This window comes from Hungatella sp. L36 (assembly GCF_014288035.1).
Map to the genome: position 1 here is coordinate 78,036 of NZ_JACOPC010000002.1, position 22,009 is coordinate 100,044.

General features: G+C 53.3%; 18 protein-coding genes. 17 read left to right on the top strand and 1 reads right to left on the bottom strand.

Annotated features, from left to right (window positions below; genetic code table 11):
- The first annotated feature begins 135 nt into the window (after nucleotides 1-135).
- The 9 genes from H8S80_RS05940 (at nucleotide 136) to H8S80_RS05980 (ending at nucleotide 8,506) form a co-directional block, all read left to right on the top strand.
- Nucleotides 136-1,314, top strand: a complete 1,179-nt coding sequence (locus H8S80_RS05940) for an ABC transporter substrate-binding protein (RefSeq protein WP_038258146.1) — start codon at nucleotides 136-138, stop codon at nucleotides 1,312-1,314.
- Between the two features lie 4 nt (nucleotides 1,315-1,318).
- A complete protein-coding gene (locus H8S80_RS05945; RefSeq protein ID WP_117632143.1) occupies nucleotides 1,319-2,362 on the top strand; it encodes an ATP-binding cassette domain-containing protein in 1,044 nt (347 codons plus the stop codon).
- Between the two features lie 3 nt (nucleotides 2,363-2,365).
- Nucleotides 2,366-3,601 carry an ABC transporter substrate-binding protein gene (locus tag H8S80_RS05950; protein ID WP_117632145.1) on the top strand — a complete coding sequence of 412 codons (1,236 nt, stop codon included), beginning with the start codon at nucleotides 2,366-2,368 and terminating at the stop codon, nucleotides 3,599-3,601.
- Nucleotides 3,598-4,284, top strand: a complete 687-nt coding sequence (locus tag H8S80_RS05955) for a GTP-binding protein (protein ID WP_117632147.1) — start codon at nucleotides 3,598-3,600, stop codon at nucleotides 4,282-4,284. Before H8S80_RS05950 ends, H8S80_RS05955 begins: the two co-directional genes overlap by 4 nt.
- 6 nt (nucleotides 4,285-4,290) lie before the next feature.
- Nucleotides 4,291-5,319 (top strand): FecCD family ABC transporter permease, encoded by a 1,029-nt coding sequence (locus H8S80_RS05960; RefSeq protein WP_117632149.1) that lies wholly within the window; start codon nucleotides 4,291-4,293, stop codon nucleotides 5,317-5,319.
- Nucleotides 5,320-5,325: 6 nt separating this feature from the next.
- Nucleotides 5,326-6,093: an ABC transporter ATP-binding protein gene (locus tag H8S80_RS05965; protein WP_181987952.1), complete on the top strand. Its 768-nt coding sequence runs from the start codon at nucleotides 5,326-5,328 to the stop codon at nucleotides 6,091-6,093.
- A 52-nt stretch (nucleotides 6,094-6,145) separates the two neighbouring features.
- Nucleotides 6,146-7,384, top strand: coding sequence for a molybdopterin molybdotransferase MoeA (locus H8S80_RS05970; RefSeq protein ID WP_117632151.1), 1,239 nt, complete (start codon nucleotides 6,146-6,148; stop codon nucleotides 7,382-7,384).
- Nucleotides 7,371-8,024 carry a class I SAM-dependent methyltransferase gene (locus H8S80_RS05975; RefSeq protein WP_181987953.1) on the top strand — a complete coding sequence of 218 codons (654 nt, stop codon included), beginning with the start codon at nucleotides 7,371-7,373 and terminating at the stop codon, nucleotides 8,022-8,024. Before H8S80_RS05970 ends, H8S80_RS05975 begins: the two co-directional genes overlap by 14 nt.
- 155 nt (nucleotides 8,025-8,179) lie before the next feature.
- Nucleotides 8,180-8,506, top strand: a complete 327-nt coding sequence (locus H8S80_RS05980) for a hypothetical protein (protein ID WP_002604356.1) — start codon at nucleotides 8,180-8,182, stop codon at nucleotides 8,504-8,506.
- Between the two features lie 149 nt (nucleotides 8,507-8,655).
- Here the strand turns inward: H8S80_RS05980 and H8S80_RS05985 are convergent, their stop codons facing one another.
- Nucleotides 8,656-9,789, bottom strand: a complete 1,134-nt coding sequence (locus tag H8S80_RS05985; RefSeq protein WP_117632155.1) for an SH3 domain-containing protein — start codon at nucleotides 9,787-9,789, stop codon at nucleotides 8,656-8,658.
- Between the two features lie 242 nt (nucleotides 9,790-10,031).
- Between H8S80_RS05985 and H8S80_RS05990 the strand changes: the two genes are divergently transcribed.
- The 8 genes from H8S80_RS05990 (at nucleotide 10,032) to H8S80_RS06025 (ending at nucleotide 22,000) form a co-directional block, all read left to right on the top strand.
- Complete coding sequence (locus tag H8S80_RS05990) at nucleotides 10,032-12,287, top strand: bifunctional diguanylate cyclase/phosphodiesterase (protein ID WP_117632156.1); 2,256 nt, start codon at nucleotides 10,032-10,034, stop codon at nucleotides 12,285-12,287.
- Entirely contained in the window at nucleotides 12,271-13,137 is an 867-nt protein-coding gene (locus tag H8S80_RS05995; RefSeq protein WP_242840559.1) for a helix-turn-helix domain-containing protein, read from the top strand. The genes H8S80_RS05990 and H8S80_RS05995 overlap by 17 nt, the downstream gene beginning before the upstream one ends.
- Nucleotides 13,138-13,213: 76 nt before the next feature.
- Nucleotides 13,214-14,173, top strand: coding sequence for a hypothetical protein (locus H8S80_RS06000; RefSeq protein WP_117502704.1), 960 nt, complete (start codon nucleotides 13,214-13,216; stop codon nucleotides 14,171-14,173).
- A 223-nt stretch (nucleotides 14,174-14,396) separates the two neighbouring features.
- Nucleotides 14,397-17,687, top strand: a complete 3,291-nt coding sequence (locus H8S80_RS06005; protein ID WP_117632235.1) for a hybrid sensor histidine kinase/response regulator — start codon at nucleotides 14,397-14,399, stop codon at nucleotides 17,685-17,687.
- 33 nt (nucleotides 17,688-17,720) lie between these two features.
- Entirely contained in the window at nucleotides 17,721-18,017 is a 297-nt protein-coding gene (locus H8S80_RS06010) for a YciI family protein (protein WP_002604350.1), read from the top strand.
- A 33-nt stretch (nucleotides 18,018-18,050) separates the two neighbouring features.
- On the top strand, nucleotides 18,051-19,994 hold the full coding sequence (locus H8S80_RS06015) for a GGDEF domain-containing protein (protein ID WP_117632158.1): 1,944 nt from the start codon (nucleotides 18,051-18,053) through the stop codon (nucleotides 19,992-19,994).
- 88 nt (nucleotides 19,995-20,082) lie between these two features.
- Nucleotides 20,083-20,544, top strand: coding sequence for a MarR family transcriptional regulator (locus H8S80_RS06020; RefSeq protein ID WP_002604348.1), 462 nt, complete (start codon nucleotides 20,083-20,085; stop codon nucleotides 20,542-20,544).
- Nucleotides 20,545-20,710: 166 nt separating this feature from the next.
- Nucleotides 20,711-22,000, top strand: a complete 1,290-nt coding sequence (locus H8S80_RS06025) for a MalY/PatB family protein (RefSeq protein ID WP_117632161.1) — start codon at nucleotides 20,711-20,713, stop codon at nucleotides 21,998-22,000.
- Nucleotides 22,001-22,009: the final 9 nt, after the last annotated feature.

The following is a 22,009-nucleotide window of genomic DNA, read 5'->3' on the forward strand; positions in this document are numbered from 1 at the left end:
CGAAAAACTGAATCCGGAGCTCTGTTTTTTTGTCAAATCGGATAAAGAACTTGAAAATAGAGGAAGATTATGGTAAAATGTACCTACTCGTTATATTTTTAAAAAAATAACGTAATAACCAATCAGGAGGAAACTATGAGAAGAAGATTTTATGCACTGGGTCTAGCGGCAGTTCTGACCGCGTCCATCGTAACCGGATGCGGGAATAAGCCGGCGGACACAACGACCGCAGCAGCAACTGCGGTGACTGCGGCGGAGACGACTGCGGCGGCAGAGACCACAACTGCGCCGGAGACGGCGGAAACAGAAAAAGCATCATCTGAAAAACCGGTAAAGGATATGGCGGGGCGTGATATCCAGGTGCCCGATGAAGTGAAGAGCGTATATTCCACCAGCCCGGTGGGAACGAATTTCATGTATACATTTGACGATACGATGGTGGCCGGTACCAATTTTGATTTGTCCGACGCGGAGAAGAAGTTTACAAGCGACCATTACCAGAGCCTTCCGAATCTGGGCGGCTGGTATGGAAAAGGCAATGAGGGCAATGTGGAAGAGATCATAAAGGCGGCTCCGGACCTGGTGCTGGCATCCGGTGTAGACCAGTCATCCATCGACACGGCGGATCAGCTTCAGGAAAAGCTGGGCATTCCGGTGGTGCTGATTAACACGGATTTTGATTATATGGCGGACGCATACCGTTTTGTTGGCGAGATCGTGGGAAATACGGAGAGAGGCGAGGAACTGGCTGTCTACACGGAGAATACCATCAATAAGGCGAAAGAGATCACCGCCGCAATCCCGGAAGATAAGAAGGTGACGGTATACTATGCGGAAGAATCCCTGGGTCTCAACACGGATCCCTCCGGGTCAGCCCACTCCCGTTTAATCGACCTGTGCGGCGGGATTAACGTGGCAGACTGTGATGTCAGCCCGGGCTACGGAAGAACAGAGGTTTCCATGGAGCAGGTGATATCCTGGGATCCGGAATACATAATCGCGTGTACCGACAACGGCTACGACGATTCAGGCAGCTACAGCAAGATCTTAAGTGACTCCCAGTGGTCTGTGATCCAGGCAGTAAAGGACAAGCACGTCTATGAGACTCCAGCCGTGCCTCAGAACTGGTTCGACCGTCCGCCGAGTGTAAACACCATCATCGGCATCAAATGGGTGCAGAATTTACTGTATCCCGACTATGCGGATTATGATATCAAAAAAGAGGCGAAAGAATTTTATAAGATGTTCTATCACTATGAATTGAGTGACAGTGAAGTGGACGAGCTTCTGGCCCGCTCCTTACGGGCAGAGTAAGCTTATGGGAGCAGAGACAGAGATCACAGAGGAGCTGCTCCGCCTGTCATGGGAAGAGATTCTCCGGCGCTATCCCTATGCCGGGGATTTCTTCCTGGCACAGGGCCTGAAGGGGCTCCATCACACAGGGCAGCCGCTGCTTGCCGATATCATGGGACTTAATGAGGATACCCTGGAAGACATTGGTATTTCAAAGCAGGAGCTTAAAGAGCACTTCCTGGAGTTTTTAAGCCGCATGGAGAAGCTGAAACGGAAGCAGTCCTCTATCAGCACCATCACGATACTTGGAGGCCGCCGAAAGGACGGGACGCCGGAAACACTTAACCTGACCATCAGAAAAGGCGATGTGCTGGCGATTGTCGGACCGACCGGTTCGGGAAAGAGCAGGCTGCTTGCCGATATCGAATGTCTGGCGCAGAAGGATACACAGACGGGGCGGACCGTGCTCATTGACGGAAGGCCGCCTGTGTCCGCCGAACGCTTTTCCATTGAGAATAAGCTGATTGCCCAGCTGTCCCAGAATATGAATTTCGTGATGGACCTGCCCGTGATGGAATTTTTAAAATTCCACGGGGAGAGCCGGATGGTGAATCGGATTGAGGAGACGGCCGGAGAGATCTTTGACCAGGCCAATGAGCTGGCCGGCGAGCCCTTCGGGGAGAATACCCCTTTGACCCAGTTAAGCGGCGGCCAGTCGCGGGCGCTGATGATCGCCGACACGGCAATGCTCAGCAGCTCCCCGGTCGTTCTGATCGATGAGATCGAGAATGCGGGCGTGGACAGGAAGAAAGCCCTGGAGCTTCTCGTACGCGAGGAGAAGATGGTTTTAATGTCCACCCATGATCCGCTGCTGGCTCTGATGGGGGACCGTAGGCTGGTCATTGAAAATGGCGGGGTCAAGGCGGTGATCGAGACCAGTGACAGAGAGCGGAGCAATCTATACGAGCTGGAACGGATCGATCGGAGGATGCAGGAACTGAGAAATCAGATCAGGACCGGCAGCAGGGTGGAGTACCCGGTGGCCGGCTTTTTTCATTTGGAGGGATAAACAATGATAACAGGAACGACACCGGTCAGCCGGATTCTTCGGGAGTATCCGGAGACCTTTTCCATATTTTTAAGCAATGGCTTTGAGTATCCGGACGCGGAGACGATGATCCGGGAAATCGGAGAAGAGACCTTGCTTCAGACCGTTCTTCAGATCCGGGAGATCAATCCCGAGCTGTTCCGTTTTTATCTGGACAACGCGGTCTTAAAGGCGGAGCAGGAGCGGAACTGCGTACTGGAGGACTTTAATCCGTGGGATCATCTGGATTTCTACGGAAATACCATCTGTCCGCTGAAGTTTACGTTCAAAGACGCCCTGGAGGTGCTTGAGCGGAACCACGCATCCGATACGGGGCAGAAGAGAAAATGCTATGTGGAGGCGGGAAAGAATTCCAACGACAGCTGTGACGAACTGTGGTCCAATCCCGATCCGGAGATGTTTCCGTCGCTGCTCCTTTCCAAAGAGTTCAACCAGTATCTGGGACAGGATTTTCAAAAACGGATGGCGGAGAAAGGGTATTTTACCGCTGATTTTTATGGGGATTTAAAGATCAATCCTAACTTCGAACAGGCGGGGTTAATGGATCCTCAAAAACAGTATGGAGTCTATGGCGTCATGGCCGACGTTCTGCTTGTGGACCGAAAGAAGCTGGGGGATATTCCGGTTCCAATGACGCGCGCGAAGCTTTTGGATCCGGAATACAAAGATCAGATCATTCTGTTTGGAAAAGACAGGACAGAGCTGTCTAACGCGACCTTTCTTTATATTTATAAGGAATTTGGGATGGAGGGAATCCGCAGGCTCGCGCATAATGTGCGCCATGCGGCACACGGCTCACAGATGGCGAGGCTGGCCGGATCGGCCAATCCGGAAGGTGCGGGAATCTGTCTCGTATCCTGGTTCTTCGCAAGAACCTGCGTACGGCCGGGAGTCGAGATCCATTTTCCGGCTGACGGCTGTATGACACTTCCCATGTACGTGCTGGTGCGGAAAGACCGCCTGGAACAGGTGCGTGACATCGTGGATTACATAATCGGAGATGCGTTTGCGGATGCCTGTGTGAAGGCATTTACTCCTCCGGCCAACGGAAACGTGGATGACACCTTCCCGGGAACGCTGGCATGGCTGGGCTGGGATTATATCCGTTCCCATGACATCAATGCGATAGCAGAGCAGTGCAAGGATGTCTTTTTCGAGGAATGGAACAGGACTCACGAAGGAGGACAGCTCTTTCTATGAAACTGATAACAGTATCTGGTCCGCCCTCCTCGGGCAAAACCTCCGTGGTAATCCGGACCATCGAACAGCTGGAGCATCCGGAACGGGTCATGGTGGTCAAGTTCGACTGCCTGTCGTCCACTGACCAGGAGCGCTACCGGGCAGGCGGCATCCGGGCGGTGACGGGGCTGTCGGGGAACCAGTGTCCCGATCATTTTTATATCACCAATGTGGAAGACTGTGTGAAACAGGGAGAGAAGGAGGAACGCTCCCTTCTGATCGTGGAGAGCGCAGGGCTCTGCAACCGCTGTGCGCCCCATTTAAAGGGCTGTCTGGCCGTCTGTGTGATTGATAATCTCTCTGGAATCAACACGCCTCAGAAAATCGGTCCCATGCTGAAATACGCGGATATTGTCGTGGTGACAAAGGGCGATATCGTATCACAGGCAGAGCGCGAGGTCTTCGCGTTCAAGGTCAGGCAGGCCAACGCGGGAGCACAGATCATCTTTGTCAACGGCATCACGGGACAGGGGGCCTTCGATTTATCGAGGGCCTGGCTGGAGGCTCCGGAGCTGAATAACGGGCTGAAGGAAAGCCGGCTGAGATTCTCCATGCCGTCCGCCCTCTGTTCTTACTGTCTGGGAGAGACCAGGATCGGAGAAGAGTACCTGAAAGGAAACTATAAGAAAATGAGATGGGAGTAAGAAGTCATGGCATCGAGTGAAATTGCGGTATATGAGCATGAGAGCCGGCGGGCGTTGGGAACGCTGCTGGCTCTGCTGGCAATCCTGCTGGTGGGGATCGTTCTTTCCCTTGCGGTGGGAAGATACTATATTCCGGTCAGGGATATAGGAAAGGCTTTCCTGGGCGGGGAGGTGTCCGATAAAATAGCACAGGTCCTTTTTGTGGTCCGTCTGCCGAGAGTCCTGGCCGCAGTCCTGATCGGAGGGGCCATGTCGCTGTCGGGGGCCGCGTATCAGGGAATGTTCAAAAACCCGCTGGTTTCCCCTGATATTCTGGGCTCCTCTGCAGGGGCGGGATTTGGTGCGGCAGTGGGAATTCTCCTGTCATTCAGTGTGGCGGGAGTGAAGACGTCGTCCTTTGTATGCGGCATTCTGGCCGTGTCCCTGACCTGGTTTATCAGCCAGCGGTTCGGGAAAGGCAGCGACAATCTCTTCCTGCTCATTCTGGGCGGAATTATTGTGTCGAACCTGTTCCAGTCCCTGATATCTTTGGTGAAATACGCGGCGGACCCTACGGATAAGCTTCCGGCCATTACCTTCTGGCTGATGGGAAGCTTATCGAAGGCGACGATGCAGGATGTAAAGATTATGCTCGTTCCCTTTGCCGTCTGCACCGGAATCCTGATATTCTGTTCCGGACAGTTAAACATTCTGGCCTTGGGAGACGAGGAGGCGAAGACGCTGGGCGTCAACACGGTGCTGCTTCAGGGCTTTGTGATCGTGACGGCTACGGTGCTGACCGCATTTTCCGTGTCCTTCTGCGGGATGATCGGATGGGTGGGACTCGTTGTTCCGCATCTGGCCCGCATGATGATCGGCCCTAATTTTAAGTATTTGATTCCTGCCTCCGCCCTTTTGGGAAGCAGCTATCTGCTCATTATGGACGGATTCTGCCGATCGGTGTTCGCGGTGGAAATCCCCCTGGGAATCGTCACTTCGCTGGCTGGGCTTCCCTTCTTTTTATATCTGCTGACGCGGCAGAACAAAGGATGGTGATGGAATATGATACGGACAGAACATTTGGGATGCGGCTACGGCAGATGCGAGGTGCTGCACGACATTAATATTACCATGAATCCGGGTGAACTCTGGTGTGTCCTGGGGGCCAACGGAGTGGGGAAGAGCACGCTGTTTAAGACGCTTCTGGGCCTCTTAAAGCCCATGTCGGGACAGATCCTGATTCAGGATAAGCCGCTGGAACAGTGGAGCCGGAAAGAATTGTCCAGACTGGTGGCCTATGTGCCGCAGAACCACGTACCGCCGTTTCCTTTTAAGGTGTGGGAGATGGTTGCCATGGGACGCAATCCCTATCAGAACGGTTATGGAAGGATGACACCTGAGGACAGCCGGATCGTGGCGGAAGCGATGGAAACGCTTCATATCGACGGGCTGGCCAATAAGATTTATACGCAGATCAGCGGCGGCGAACGGCAGCTGGTGCTGCTGGCAAGAGCCATCGCCCAGCAGACGCCGGCTCTCTTTTTAGATGAACCGGTATCCAATCTGGATTTTGGCAATCACGCCCGCGTTTTATCCCATGTGCGCCGGCTGGCAGCTGGCGGTAAGACGATAGTGATGACCACCCACTGTCCCGACCACGCTTTTATGCCGGAGAGCAGCGTCATTTTACTTGACCGGGGCGGCGTGCTGGGAGTTGGAAAAGGAACGGAGATCGTCACAGAGGAGCGGATCAGATATATGTACGATATCGGAAGCCGGATCGTGGAGGTAGATCCGGAGGGAAGGATGACCTGTATCGCTGATTACTAGGCGTGCGGTTCCTGCTGTGTGAGAATAGGAGAGAATAAGGAGGGAACAGATCTTGAAAGGGAAAAAAATGAGCGGATTCCCCGCAAGGGAAAAAGCGTTGAATGATTTTTTTGCGGCCTGGGAGCCGCGGATGCAGACGGAACTGGCGGCGCTTGAGGAAGCGGTGGGACGGGTTGCGGCGGAGGATTTATACTCGGTCAACACGCTTCCGGTATACCGGTCATCTGCGTGTGACGGGATCGCGGTAAACTCGTCCATGTTTGCCGAAGGCGTACCGGACACTTCCGCATGGAGATGCGGCAGCGAGTATGAGCGCGCCGACACAGGGGACGATTTCGACGACCGGTTCGATGCAGTGATCCCCATTGAGGAGGTGGAGACCGCGCCGGATACCTCCGTTGTGATCAGCCCCGATGTGCCGGTAAAGCCGGGCTGGAATGTGCGGCCGCGCGGAGATTCGCTGCGGGAAGGCGAACTTCTGATCCGGGCCGGCATGGTGATCCGGCCTGTGGATTTAGCTTCCCTCGCGGTGGGAGGAATCTCCATGGTTCCCGTCAGGAAGAAGCCGGTGGTGGCATTTATACCGACCGGCAGCGAGCTGGTACCGGCGGGGATTGCACCGAAGAGAGGGCAGAACGTGGACACGAACAGCGTTCTGGTGAAGACGTCACTGAAGGCTCTGGGGGCGGACCCGCTGGTATTCCCGATTATCGACGATGACCCAGAGGCGTTAAAACGTGCGCTCCATGAGGCGCTCCGCTCTGCCGATCTCATCGTGTTAAACGGCGGGACGGCCAAGGGAGGGGAAGACTACAACTTCCAGCTGCTGGAGCAGGAAGGCAGGCTGATTCACCATTACATTGCGGCCGCTCCAGGAAGGCCGATGGCACTGGCCGTGGCAAAGGGAAAACCGGTCATCAATCTGCCGGGGCCGACTCTGGCGGCTGTCTTCGGTCTGGAGTGGTGCTTGAGCAGAGTGACGGCAAGGTTCCTGGGAATTCCGGCGCCTCAGAGGCCGGTGGTATCCTGCATTCTGGATCATGCATTCGGCAGCAATCCCAATATGGCGATCATGTGCCTGATGAAGATTACAAGGGCAAAGGATGGCGTATACCATGCCCGCTATCAGTCGTTTTTCAACCAGAGCCTTCCAGCCTCCCTGGCGTCCGATGGAATCTATATCTCTGACGTGGGAGAGTCTGAGCGGAAGAAGGGGGAAATCATCGAGGTAGCCCTGCTTCGCGGAATGGAATACCTGGAGGAATGGGAGGATGAAGATGGAACAGAATGAGAAGAAGACAGCGAGCACGCTTGCGTTTCACCATCCGGACTTCGAATTTGATGATATCGCAGAGAATATTTTCCTGCCGATCTATGAGGTGATCGCGACCGATCTGCTGGAAGAGACCGGCGTTGTCTCCGGACAGATGCTGGACATCGGCTGCGGAGGCGGCCATCTGGGGCTGGCCGTCATGGTGCAGTCGAAGCTTCAGTGTACCTTCATGGATATCAACCGTACGGCGGTTTCGTGCGCAGAAGAGCGCGCAGCAAAACGCGGGCTGGAGAGCCGTGCCGAGTTCATCTGCGCCAGTGTGGAGCAGATGCCATTTACAGACGGCCGCTTTCAGCTGATTGTCAGCCGCGGCTCCATGCCGTTCTGGAACGACCAGGAGAAGGCGGTTTCCGAGATCTGCCGGGTTCTGGCTCCAGGCGGGAAAGGCTGTATCGGAGGCAGTCTGGGAAGGCCGGATCAGCGGGAAGTGATTATGAAGAAGATGAAGCATTACGGACTGGCCTGTATGGGAGGCCATCCGGAGCGTTCCAGGGCTCTGCCTGACGAAGAATATATCAGGCTGGGGCACAAGTACGGCTGTGAATGCAGCGTCATAGACGATGATGACCGAGGCCACTGGCTGGTCTTTTCAAAATAAAAAAGAAAGAAAATTACGGTGTTATAACCTGAAAATCCAGGCTTTTTCCGTCCAGGGAGAATATGGCAAAAAATAGTAGTTGATAAAAGAACGTGTGTTCTGTATAATAGTACTATGATTGTCAGGGAGCAGATTTCAAGGAGGAGATTCTGGAGATGGAAAAATTACTGGATGTGATAGAACGGAAGGATGCTTTGGTGATAGCTCTGTCGGATGGCCATATCAGAGCGGTGGACTTAACGGCGCTTAAGCCTGAGACAGAAGCGGAGATGTCCGCGGAAGAGCTGTGCGCCGCGGGAAAGAAGATCTATACGGTCCTGTCCGAAGACATGGAACAGCTGCAGAGCTGTGAATACATATTTCAGGAAGACGCCATGTGGCTCCGGTATGGGAGTAAGCTGCATGAGGAGCTGCGCGACCACCGTCTGCAGAAACTTCTGGATGAAGAGATTTACTGTGAGGATGAGAGCGGTATGCAGTGAAGCAGAAGACAGGCGGTAAACGGAATGCCGGCATCAGGCATAGAAATTATGCGGTGCAAATCATGGCGGCGTTACCACTGAAAAGTGCCGGACTGCCTGGGAAACACGATGTTTCCCGGCAGTCCGGCACTTTTGCGCTCTATTAAAGTTTACTTTTTATAAAAACAGTTTCCGCCCACAACCGTATAGGAGGAGTAATTGTTATAATCGGCGCGTTTTGCAGAATTAAAGAATAGGTAATCGCCAATGTTGTTTGAGCCGGAGAGCGCTGCCTTCGTCGCTTTTAACGCTTCGGAGGAAGGTCCCTTTGCCAGGTATTTATCCAGGAGGCCCGACGTGGCGCCGGGAAACTGGCCGTCGGCGTAGATGACATCTGTGATGGAACTTCCCCAGCGCCCGGATTTCACCCGGTTGACGATGACGCTGGCCACGGCCAGCTGGCCGTCGTAGGAGTAGCTGCCGGATTCCATCATCACACAGGCCGCCATCAGATAGATTTCGTCGGAGGAAGCATTGATCACATACTTCGGCTTTTCTTCCTCTTTCTTTTTCTGCTCTTTATTTTCCGAGGCCTTTAGAGCGGCCTGCTCTGCTTCTATGCTGACTGCCTTGCCGGGAGTGAGACTCACCTTTGTGTACTGGCTGGAGACATAGCCGGACGTATCGGAGGACAGCTGAACCTTGATCCAGCCGTCGGACTCTTCGAGAACCGGATAGTAATCGTCTGCCGCGGCAAGCCCGATGATCGCCGCGTCGGTGGAAGGCGTCTCCCTCACATGCAGCGTCTGAGTCGTTACCCTGGCTGTGAACAGTCCAAGCTCTTTGGCCAGCGGCTTGATATCCTGGCCGAATACGAGGTAATCGTTTTTCAGCCAGCCTTCCAGGCCGCCGGAGCGGATCTTTGTCCAGCCGTCTTTCTTTTCTAAAACGGTGCCCCCGGCTCCCCGGTAGCATTTGCCGAGAACCTTGCTGTCGAGTGAAGGCTCGGCACGCAGATTGAGGACGTCGGTGACATTGGCGACAGCCTTGTTATCATATTCGGAGGCAGCAGGAGCGTGGGTTACCGGAACTTCTTTTCGCTCGATACCGACCTGGGGAACCGCAGCCGCCGCTTTGACGTTTACGGAACTGCCGTCGGTGATAATACCTTCCTTTGCCGTTTCCGGCAGAGACGGGGTCAAGTGTCCCGGTGATGAAAACGCAGTAAGAGTAAAAGCTGCTGCAATGGCCGCCGCAGTGATTACGGTGCGGTTTCCCCGGGTGTTTTTCCATGAATGCTTCATAAAAACCTCTGATTTTCTGTAAAATTGTTTTTTCATAAATGTTACAAAAATATTACAAAAAATACTATAACAATTTTTTGCATACTTGTCAAGTTTCGACACTATTTGCAGGCTTTACTGAGGCTGTACTGTTGCAGTTCCCCGGCCCCGCCGCCGGTACCCGGATAAAGGAGACATACTGCTTGATAATTCTTCGCAAATATATTATGATTTGAGTAACACTACAGAAGAGGTAACGGGAGATGGGATGGTCAGAACGCGGTAAGAGGGAAATGCAGGGGATGCTGCTGCCAGTAATTGTGTGTATGTGTTTTATTGCCAGCAGTCTTTTATTTCTCGTTCAGATGATTGTTAAGAGCGAGGAAGAGAACATTACGGATTTGTATAACGCGGCGAATCAGACCAAAACCGCCCTTTTAAAACAGATAGAAGGTGACTGGCAGACTCTGGAGGGACTGTCCGTAAGTCTGCAGAGCCTGGCGAATATCCGAACAGACGAGCTCATGGAGATTCTGGCGGATGTCAACGATAAGAATGCCTTTATCCGCATGGGATACGCGGATGCCTCCGGACAGGGGGAAATGGTTGATCTGGCTGGAAATATTGAGACGATATCCATCGCAAAGGCAGCATTTTTTCAAAGGGCGATGGAGGGGGAAAAGAGTATATCCATGACCTTCGAGGATTCCAATTCGGCTGGAGGATACGTCAATTATTTTGCAGCAAGAGTGTTAAACAGCGACGGAGAGACGGAAGGCGTCCTCTGTGCAGTCCATGCAACGAATGTATTAAGGTCGATTATCGATATGCCTCTTTTGAAAAATTCCGGCTATTCTGATATCCTGAATGAATCCGGTGATTTTGTAATAATCAGCAAACCCTCCATGGCTGAGACGGCTTTGTCGTCAAATCAGGAGGCGATCACGGAAAGGATTCGGGAGGAAGACAGTGGGAGCTTTACTGTAAAGGACGAAAAAGGAAGAAAATACATGGTGACTGTCCTTCCTCTGATTGAAGGACAGTGGTACCAGGTCAGTACGGTTCCGGTGGCGGTGCTTCGTTCCAGCTATATTGAGACTGCAAGAGGCATCATGGCGATTATTCTGGCGGCCTGTGTGCTGTTTATTTGGCTGATCAGCTCACAGAGGCGTATGGCGGCTGAGAATCAGAAGACCCTGATGAAGCTGGCTTACAGTGATTCCCTGACCGGTATGCGCAATTATGACGGTTTTAAGAAGGACGCGGAGCAATTCCTGGCGGAGCAGGAGCTTTCCGCCTGCATGATCTGGTACGCGGATTTTAAGAATTTTAAGTTTATCAATGACGTGCTGGGTTATGAGGAGGGCGACCGGCTGCTCTCCATGGTGGCGGAGTATTTAAAGATGGTGGAGAGTCCGGACTGTATGAGCTGCCGGATCGCCGCGGATAATTTTACCGGAATCATGCGATGCAGGGAAGACGAAAGTCTGGCCCGGGGCCATAAGGAGATTCTGGACTATCTAAAACAGTCCGGTATGGAGAATTTTCCGTTTCTGGAGATTCCGCTGGGGGTCTACCGCCTGAAAGAGAGCGACCGGGGGCAGACGGTGGATGTCCTGGTAAACTATGCCAATATGGCCCATAAGACGGCCAAGGAGAAAAACGGCAGCGCGTTTGTCTATTACGATGACGAGATACGGAAGAAGACGCTGGAGGATTCCACCCTGGAAGCGGAGGCAGAGCCCGCCATAAGAAATGGGGAATTCCGGCTTTACATGCAGCCCAAGGTGGACATACAGAACGGAAACCGGATCTGCGGCGCCGAGGTGCTGGTGCGCTGGCAGAATCCCCGTCTGGGACTGATCCCGCCGGGACGTTTTATTCCGCTGTTTGAGAAGAGCGATCTTATCATTAAGCTGGACCGCTATATGTTTGAACAGGCCTGTATCTGGCTGAAATCGTATCTGGACGGGGGCGGAAGGCCGGTGAATATCGCGGTCAACGTGTCAAAGGTCGGAATCTTCCAGCCGGGCTTCGTCGAATACTATGCGGCCGTCAAGAAGAAATACGGAATTCCGGACCATATGCTGGAACTGGAATTTACGGAGAACATTCTTGCGGTGGATACCGAGCTGTTCTCCGATCTGGTTATAAAACTAAGAAAAGAAGGCTTTCTTTGCTCCCTGGATGACTTCGGTTCCGGCTACAGTTCCCTGAACTTATTAAAGGATCTGCCTGTCGACGCGCTGAAGCTGGATATCCTGTTTTTCCGGAAAAGCCGGGACGTGCGCCGGGAACGGATCGTGGTTTCCAATTTCATCAACATGGCAAAGCAGCTGAATATTACTACAATCGCAGAGGGCGTGGAGGAGGAAGACACCGTGGAATTTTTACAGAACGCAGACTGCGACGTGATCCAGGGTTACATATTTGCAAAACCCATGCCGAAGGAAGAATTTGAGGCGATGCTGGGCGGGACGGATCACCTGGCGATGAATCACAATGAGCAGGGCAATTGAGGCAGGGGCGCCGGTATTCCACAGGCTGTATCATCCCATGACATCGCGTCCGTTCTTATCGGACGGACGCTACAGGGAATACAGGCCGTGCGAACTGCTGCGCCCCTATATTTTATGTTATTGGACCATGGAGGACGAGGTCACACCGGATAAGAGCGGGAGCGAAGCGAACACCCCCGTCCTGGTGATCCCGGATACGTGTGCCGATATTATTATCCGTATCAACCATACGAGACAGGAGATCTCGGGGTACCTGTGCGGGATTCAGGATCAGCCCTTTCTTTCAGTTCCCCGCATCAGCGGTGATGAGGTCAGCTGTTTTGCCGTACGGTTCTATTTTTGGAGCGCAGGACTGTTTTTGAATTTAAACTACAGGGATACGTCAAATGCAACGATCGGACTGGAGGAGCTGGGCCGGGACTGGAGAATGCTGTTCGAACCTTTTTTCTATTTAAACAGGATAGAGGACCAGATCGCTCTTGTGGAGGAATTTTTGCTGAGCAAGCTGGTATCGATGGAGTGGAAGCCGGATCTGTACAATTCCGTACACCGGATTCTCGCCTCTTCGGGACGGATCTCCGTGAAAGAGATCTGCGAGTACAGCTGTGTCAGCCAGAGACAGATGGAGAGACTGTTTCTAAAAGAGGTAGGACTCCCGATCAAACGGATTGCCGGTATGGTGCGCTATCAGAACGTGTGGAGAGAGATGGTTTCCAGTAAAGAATTCAATATCCAGGACGCAGTTTACCGGTATGGTTACACCGATCAGGCTCATCTTTTGAAGGAATTCCGGCGCTTTCACGGGACGGCGCCCGAGGAGGCGAGGCGAATCGCGTGGCAGAACCGGTAGCGTGTCGTTTTTTTACAATACATTTTCGCCATTCCCTGGTATAGTATCGGTTACAACACGGAAGGAGAGAATGAACATGAAAGTACTGAACAAAAACGACTATCAGGAGATCCGCACCTGGATTCACCGCAATGCAAGACAACTGGAGCTGTCCGTCTGGAATTATTTCTTCGAGAATGGGAGCCGAGAGGCTGTGATCGATGCGCTGTCATATTATCAGAATGAGGACGGAGGCTTTGGACATGCAGTGGAGCCGGATGGCTGGAACCCGGAATCATCTCCTTACGCCACGCTGGTGGTTACGGGAATCTTAAGACGAACGGGAGCCGCAGATGCTATGGGAGCCGGCCATCCCATGATGCAGGGCATTTTCCGCTATCTGGAAAGCGGAGCTGGCCGCGATGAAAACGGTTGGATGTTCTCCATCCCATCCAACGACGGATGGCCCCGCGCTCCCTGGTGGAGCTATGACGAGGCAGAGAATCAGCTTCAGAGCATGGGAATTACCGCGGGGCTGTGTGCATTTATCCTTCATTACGGAAAACCGGAATCTGCGGTTTATCAGACTGCCCTGAAGCATACGGCAGGAATCCTTGGGAAAGCGGCTGCTGCGGAAGATTTTGGAGAGATGGGAGCCGGCGGAGTCTGTATGCTGCTGGGAGAAGTGATGATGAGCGGCTTAAACGCCTCTTTCCCCTGTGAAGGACTGATGGGGAAAATGGCGGAGGTCGTAAACCGTTCCATCGAGCGCGACACGGAAAAATGGGCGGGCTATACCCCGCGTCCGTCGGAGTTTATCTGGGCCCCGGACAGCCCGTTTTACAAGGGAAATGAAGAGATCGTGGAGAAGGAACTGGAGTACCTCATCGATACGCGAAAGCCGGGCGGCGTGTGGGATATTACATGGTCCTGGTTCGCGCTGGGAGAGAAGTACCCGAAGGAGTTTGCCGTCAGCGAGAACTGGTGGAAGGCGTCCAAAGCCATTGAGAAGCTGGGATTTTTAATGAGCTTTGGCAGAGTAAAAATAGAAGAGTAAGCGGTATCGCACCGGATACCCGATTATATGACCACGGCCGTGTTCCTGACTGAGAGGGAGCACGGCCGTATTATTTTGCGCAATGACTAAGAATGCATTGAGTTTTAAGCGTGGATTCAGTATAATATGAAATAGTGAACAGAAAAACTGAGCGGGTATGCAGACAGGGAAAGCGGGTAAATGCGGCGTGGGAGCAGAGACAGGGAAAGAACGGGAAGCGCGTATGAAAGAGGCGGAGCGTCTGGCTGGTTATATCATGCATAAGCATTACTGTGAGCATGATGTGGAGGCGGTTACGGCTCTTTTTTCAACGGAGTTTTCATGGCTTGGAGCAGGGGAAGAGGAATACATCACGGGCAGAGACGCCTGTGTGGAGCAGTTTTTGAAATACAGGGGAGCTATTCCGAAGTGCAACATCGAGGCTGAGGAGTATGAGGTCATCTGTCCGGCAGAAGGCCTTTACATCGTGACGGGCCGGATGTGGATCGCCACAGATCCCAGCGCCGAGATGTATTTAAAGGTGCATCAGCGGGTAACCTTTGTGTTCCAGGAGACGGAGGAAGGGCTTAAGTGCAATCATATTCACTGCTCCAATCCGTATCAGGAGATGATGGCCGGAGAGTATTTTCCGGAAAAAATAGGCAGGCAGTCCTACGACTACGTGCAGGAGCGCGTCTCGGCGCTGGAGGAAGAGCTGAGACAGCAGAACCGGCAGATGGAGGTTATCATGTCCTCCATCGCGGGCGGCTTAAAGATCAGCAACGACGACGACACCTATTCCTTTGCCTTTGTCAGCAGGGAGGCGGCGGCCCTCTTTGGGTATACGGTGGAAGAGTTTATGGAGGCTACCGGGGGCAATGCGGTGGGGAACGTCTATCCGCCGGATCTGCCGAAGGCGCTCTCAGACTGCGCGGAGGCGTTTCGGGATGGCGGTCTTACCTATTCCACCCGGTACCGGGTGCGCTGCAGGGATGGAAGTCTGAAGTGGGTGATTGACAGCGGAAAGAAGTGCCAGGACACGTCAGGCAGATGGATGGTCAACAGCCTTTATCTGGATATTACGCGTTCGGAGGAGGATGCCGAGCGGATCAGGGAGCAGGCACAGCTGCTCTCCAGTATTTACGACACGGTTCCCTGCGGAATCATCCGTTTTGTACGGGAGCATGACGGCGGTTACCGCCTTGTCTCTTTAAATAAAGCGGTTTTATCGCTTATGGGTTACGGGACGATGGAGGAAGGGCTTAAGGACTGGCAGGATGGTACGCTGGGCGCGGTTCTGGAGGAGGACCGCCTTCTTCTGCGTGCTGCGTATGACAGTCTTAAGCAGGTTGGAGACCGGAGAGACAGCGAATACCGTGTAGGCTGGAAGGCTGGTTCTGTCCGCTGGATGGAAGGAACCAGCATGATCGTTGGCTTCACAGCCGACGGGGAGGCCATTCTCCAGCGCACGGTGGTGGACATTACCCAGAGAAAGGCTTTAAAAGAGCGGCTGGACCGGGAACAGGAGATGTACCGGGTGTCCATGGAAGCGAGTTCTGCGGTCATGTTTGAGTATCTGATGGATTCGGATACCTTTATCAGCTACGAACCCAGGGCAGGGCAGGGAATTCTGCGAAACGAGCTGAAAAACTACTCAAAGATTCTTCTTGACCAGCAGATCGTACATCCGGACGATGTCCCGACCGTTCTGGATAATATCTGCCGCGGCCGTTCCGAGGTGTTCGAGGTGCGCTGTTCCACTCCGGATGGAGTGAGGGGACAGTATACCTGGTTCCGGGCAGACAGCAGGCTGATGGAGGAGAACGGCAGGCCGTACCGGGTGGTCGGCGCGCTCCACAACATCCATAAGATGAAAGCAAAGCTGTCGGAGAACAGTGAGCGCCTGTATATGAGCCAGTCAGCATTCCAGGCGATCGGCGGCGTGTATGTCAGTATTTATTACGTGGATTTAGAGACAGACAGCTACTACGCGGTCCGTCTTCCGGAAGCGGGCCGGGGAGCGCCTCCGCCCAGGAACGGCGGCTATACCGGCGGCCTGCGGGGCTATATTCTGGATTCCGTGAGGCCGGAGGATAAACACAGGGTGGCGGAGCTTTGCAGCAGGGAGCAGATCGAACGGGTACTGACGGAGCAGAACGTCCATATCGAGACGGAATTCCGCCATAACCGGTCTGCGGAGTGGCTGAGGCTGGAGATTCATCAGGTGGCAGTAAAGGACGGAAAGCCCAGGACGGTAATCCTGGCGATCCGTGATATCAATAAAGAGAAGCAGAGAGAGCTGGAATATTACGAAGAGGAAAAGAGAGCAAAGCAGGCGCTGGAAGAAGCCTATGAGTCCGTGAACCAGGCCAATCAGGCGAAGTCGGAGTTCCTGTCCCGGATGAGCCACGATATCCGGACACCCATGAACGCCATTCTGGGTATGACCGTGATCGCGGAGAGCAGCCTGCAGAACACGGAGAAGGTGAAGGACTGCCTCTCCAAGATCAGTCTTTCGGGAGCCCATCTCCTGGAACTGATCAACGAGGTCCTGGATATGTCGAAAATCGAATCCGGCAAGATGAGCCTCAGCGAAGAGGTGATTCACTTAGATAAACTGGTCGGCGAGGTGGCCCAGATCATACGTCCGGAGGCCGAAAACCGAAAGCAGAAGTACGAAGCGCAGATCCGGGGGCTGGAGCATGGAACGGTCTGCGGGGATGCGGTGCGGATCAAGCAGATCTTGATCAATCTGCTGTCCAATGCTGTCAAATACACGCCTGTGGGCGGCCGGATCGGCCTGAGCCTGGACGAAAAGCTGTCCAGCGAGAGCGGTGTGGGCTGTTTTGAATTTACCGTGGAAGATAACGGAATCGGAATGGCGCCGGAATTTATAGACAGGCTGTTTATGCCCTTTGAGCGGGCGGAGGACCCGAGAGTCTCCCGGATCCAGGGAACCGGGCTGGGACTGGCCATCACGCGGAACCTCGTCTCCATGATGAACGGTACCATACAGGTGGAGAGCCGGATGGACGTCGGAACGAAGTTCGTCGTCACTATTTACTTAAAGCTGGCGGGAGACGGCGAGACATTCCGCCCGGAGCCGCCCATAGATGCCTTTCCGGTAAAGAAGCAGTTTAAGCCGGGGCTTCGTGTGCTGCTTGCGGAGGACAATGAGCTTAACCGGGAAATCGTGGAAGAGCTGCTGGCGTTGTCCGGGATCACGGTGGAAAGCGCCTCCAACGGACAGGAGGCAGTAGATTTATTCTGCGCGTCGCCTCCCGGCACGTACGGCCTGATTCTGATGGATATCCAGATGCCGGTTCTGGGTGGATACGGTGCCGCCAGGGCGATCCGCAGACTGGGCCGGTCCGGGGAGAGACCCGATGCGGCGGAGATCCCCATTATCGCGCTTACGGCAAATGCATTTGCCGATGATGCATACCAGGCGCGGATTGCGGGAATGAATGAACATGTGGCGAAGCCGCTGGAGATCAACCGGCTTCTTGAAATTATGAGCCGCTGGGTAAAGTGAGCGGCAGACATACTGTGAAATCGGAGGGAAAACATGAAATATTATATGGTGGAAGGAATCATACTGGACGCCGGGAAGATGGATGACGCGATTATGAAGGAACACATGGCCTATACGCAGAAGGCCATGGACAGCGGCATGATATTCTTATCGGGGCTTAAGACGGACATGAGCGGCGGCATATTTCTCATGAAGGCGGAGAAGCCGGAGGAGATAGAGTCGTATCTGGCCGCGGAACCCTTTAAACGGAATGGGATACAGGATTACAGATGGGCGGAGTTTGACACCCATTATATCCATCCGCAGCCGGATCAATGGTTCGAAAAGTAATATACTGCCGGTAATCAGACAGGAGGATGAAGCATGAAAAAAGCCATCACGTTCAGATTGTGCGTCGTGATCATCACCGCCATGGTGATGATGGCTCTTCTCGGATACTATCTGCTGACGAAGTCGGCAAAAGAAGCGATGAGAACGAATTCAGAGATCCGGTTCAACCAGGTTTCGGAGGTCCTTAAGAGAAATGACACCGAGATCGCGGAGCTGCGGGAGAATCTGAAGGAGGATTATTTTATCCGGGCAAAAGCGGCGGCGTATATCGTACAGAACCAGCCGGACGTGGTGGGAGACTTAGAGGAAATGCGAAAGATCGCCTCACTGCTCCAGGTTGATGAACTTCATCTGTTTGACATGGAGGGCCGCCTTTATGCCGGTTCCGAGCCGAAATACTATGATTATACGTTTCGTTCGGGGGAACAGATGCAGTTCTTTCTTCCGATGCTTGACGACGACAGCCTTCAGCTCTGCCAGGACGTGACGCCCAACACCGCGGAAGGCAAGATGATGCAGTACGTCGCGGTATGGAGGGAGGATCACGGAGGAATCGTCCAGATCGGCATGGAACCGGCCCGCCTGATGGCCGCCATGGAAAAGAATGAGCTCTCTTACGTATTTTCCATGATGACGACCGAGAGAGGCGTCACTATTTTCGCGGCTGATCAGGACACGAGGGCGATTATCGGAGCTACGGGAGAGATTCCGGTGGGGACTCCGCTGGCGTCCCTCGGACTCTGTCTGCCTGAAGACATCGGAGAAGGCACCCTCTATAGCAGGGAGATGGTTCTTGACGGGCAGAAGAATTACTGCATGATGGAGATGACGGACGGTATTTTGGTAGGCGTCAGCGCTACATACGAGAAGCTCTACGAAAACGTTCCGGGCAATATGATGCTGATCATTTTCAGCCTCTGCGTGCTCTCCTTTGTCACCGTGTTCCTGATCCTTAAGATGCTGGATACCTTTATCTTAAACGATATTTACGGGACGATAGACGGAACGCAGAAGATTGCCGCCGGTAATCTCGACTACAGTCTGGAGATTGATCACACGCCGGAATTCAAGGAACTGAGCGCCAATATCAACCGCATGGTCGGCAGCCTTCTGGAGGCGACAGGAAAGCTGTCCCTGGTCTTCCAGAACGTCGATATTCCGATTGCAGTTTACGAGTACAATCAGGATATGAAGCGCGTGCTGGCGACGAAAAAGCTGGGAGAGATTCTGATGATACCGGAGGAGGAGCTTTCTGCCGTCCTTGCGGACAGGGCGCTTTTCGTGGAAAAGATTAGGGAGATCCGTTCCGAGCCGCTGAAGGAAGAGAAGGAAATCTGCTGCCTGAACGGAGAGGAGCGCCGTTACGTGAGGATCAAGACGTACGAAGGGGAAGGGAAGACGCTGGGGATCGTTATCGACGTAACGGAGGCAATCGTGGAAAAACAGCAGATCGAGCAGGAACGCGATATCGACCTGCTTACCGGTCTCCTGACGCGGCGGGCATTTTTCCGCACGGCAGACCAGTTGTTTGCAGATCCGGACCGGCTGAAGACGGCAATGCTTCTGATGATGGATTTAGATAATCTGAAGCATGTCAACGATTCCTGGGGCCACGAATACGGCGATAAGCTTCTGAAGACCGCTGCGAATCTGTTTGCCGGTCTCAAGGCTCCTGAGAAGCTGGCGGCGCGGCTCAGCGGAGATGAGTTTGTTCTGCTGATCTACGGCGCGGAGGAGAAAGAGGAGCTGTACGCGTGCATGGAACGGCTGGAACAGAGTATAAGAGAGGCCAGAATTACGCTGCCCTCCGGCGAGGAGGCTGAGGTGAGCGTATCAGGCGGGTATCTGATCTATCCCGAGGTCTGCGCTGACTGTACAGAGATGCTTCATCTGGCGGACCAGGCGATGTACCGGGTGAAGAAGAGCGGAAAGGGACGGTTTGAGAAGTATGGCGGGCCGGACGCGAAGGAAGGATAGGCTGGAAGCGGAGGAAGGATAGGCCGGATGTGGGGAAAGTGCAGGCTGGATGCGGCGGGATAGAAATTATGAGCAGGAGAAAAATCACATGGACCGAATTACGCTTTTTAAACAGTATTTGGACGAAAAACATAATACAACGATAGTACACGAGCATTACTTAAATACTCTGAGAGAATACGCTCCCGGAACCGACCTTTATATGAGGGAGATGCATTTTATCATTTCGGCGGATCCTGAGAATCCGGTCTCCATCTCGGATCTGGCCAGTTCCCTCGACGTTACGCTTGGAGCTGCATCCCAGATGGCGACAAAGCTGGAGAAGAAAGGACTGGTCAGCCGTTTTCCCGATCCCGGGGACCGGCGGCGGACCATGGTCAGCCTCACGGAGTCCGGGGCGAGGCTGTTTCAGGAACACTTGGAGTATGACAGAAGAAGTCTGATGTCAATGAGCGACATGTTCCATGATTTTTCGGATGAAGAAGTGATGAAATTAATCGAGGCGGAACGGATATTCCGGCGTGCGCTGCACACGAAAGCGAACGAATGAATCGGCAGGTTGTATAAAAAATCCTCTCCTAATTGTCTAAAACTACCATAGACAGGAGAGGATTCCTTGTCTATAATTACTTTAACAGCTAAAGTAAATGAAACGATAAAAATGCTGTCATTTTTTTGAATATTTACTTTAGCAACTAAAGTAAAGGAGAACCAAGATGCAAAAAAGCAAAGAAGAATTCTGCGAAAGCGGCCGGGAACCTGATGGAGCGTTCAGCGGAGAATTCGATCAGAAATTCGATCAGGAATTCGATCAGGAATTCGACCAGGAATTCGACCGGGAGTTCGACCGGAAAAGCACCCATGATTTAAAATGGCGCCGTGCCGGGGTCGAGGCCTACTTATCCCAGCCCATACGGGACGACATGATTCCCATGTGGATCGCCGATACGGACTTCGGCTGTATGAAAGGGATTGTGGAAGCGGTCAAAAGGAGAGCAGAACACGAGATTTACGGCTACTGTGCGCCGGGAAGTGATTTTTACAGCGCGGTCGCTTACTGGGAGAAAATGCGGTTTGGCTGGGACATCCAGTCTGGCTGGGTGACAGCTCTTCCATCGGTGGTCAGCGGCATAAACATTGCCGTGCGCGCCTTTTCGGAGGAAGGGAACGGAATCATTGTCCAGACTCCCGTATACGATCCGTTCATCAACATTGTGAAACGGACAGGACGGGTTCCGGTGTTTAACTGCCTGAAGAACACGGACGGTCACTATGAAATGGATTACGACGGCCTGGAAGTGCTGGCCGCGGATCCCAACAACCGGATGCTGATTCTCTGCAGTCCGCACAACCCGGTGGGAAGAGTCTGGCGCGAGGAAGAACTGCGGCGCCTGGCGGAGATATGCTTAAAACACGATATCATGATTGTGACAGATGAAATCCATTCCGACATCGTATACGGAGATCACTGCCATCACCCGCTTCTTTCCCTGAATGAGCGGTACGCTTCGAAGTTTATCCATTTGTCGGCTCCTGGTAAGACCTTCAACGTACCGGGGCTGAAGATGAGCTTCTCACTGATACCAAATCCGGAGATAAAGGCAGCATTCGATGAGATGCAGCTCGCCATGTCTCTGGATATTAAGAACACCTTCGGCGTGGAATGCGTTCAGGCATGCTACACGGAGGAAGGAGTGGAATGGCTGGGCAGACTGCTTGCGTATCTGGAGTCAAATGTGGACCTGGTATGCAGCTTTATCCGGACGGAGATGCCGGCGGTACGGATGGAGCGGCCGGAGGGAACCTTCCTGTGCTGGCTTGATTTCTCAGAATACGGCATCACGGATAAGGAACTGTTAAAACGGGTGAACCTGGGTGCCGGAGTAGTCTGTGTACCCGGCGAGTGGTTTGGAAAAGGCGGAGAGAAGCATCTGCGGCTGAATATCGGCTGTCAGAGAAAAACACTGGAGACGGCGCTGCGGCGAATCAAAGACGCGGTAGGATAAAGGGGAGAA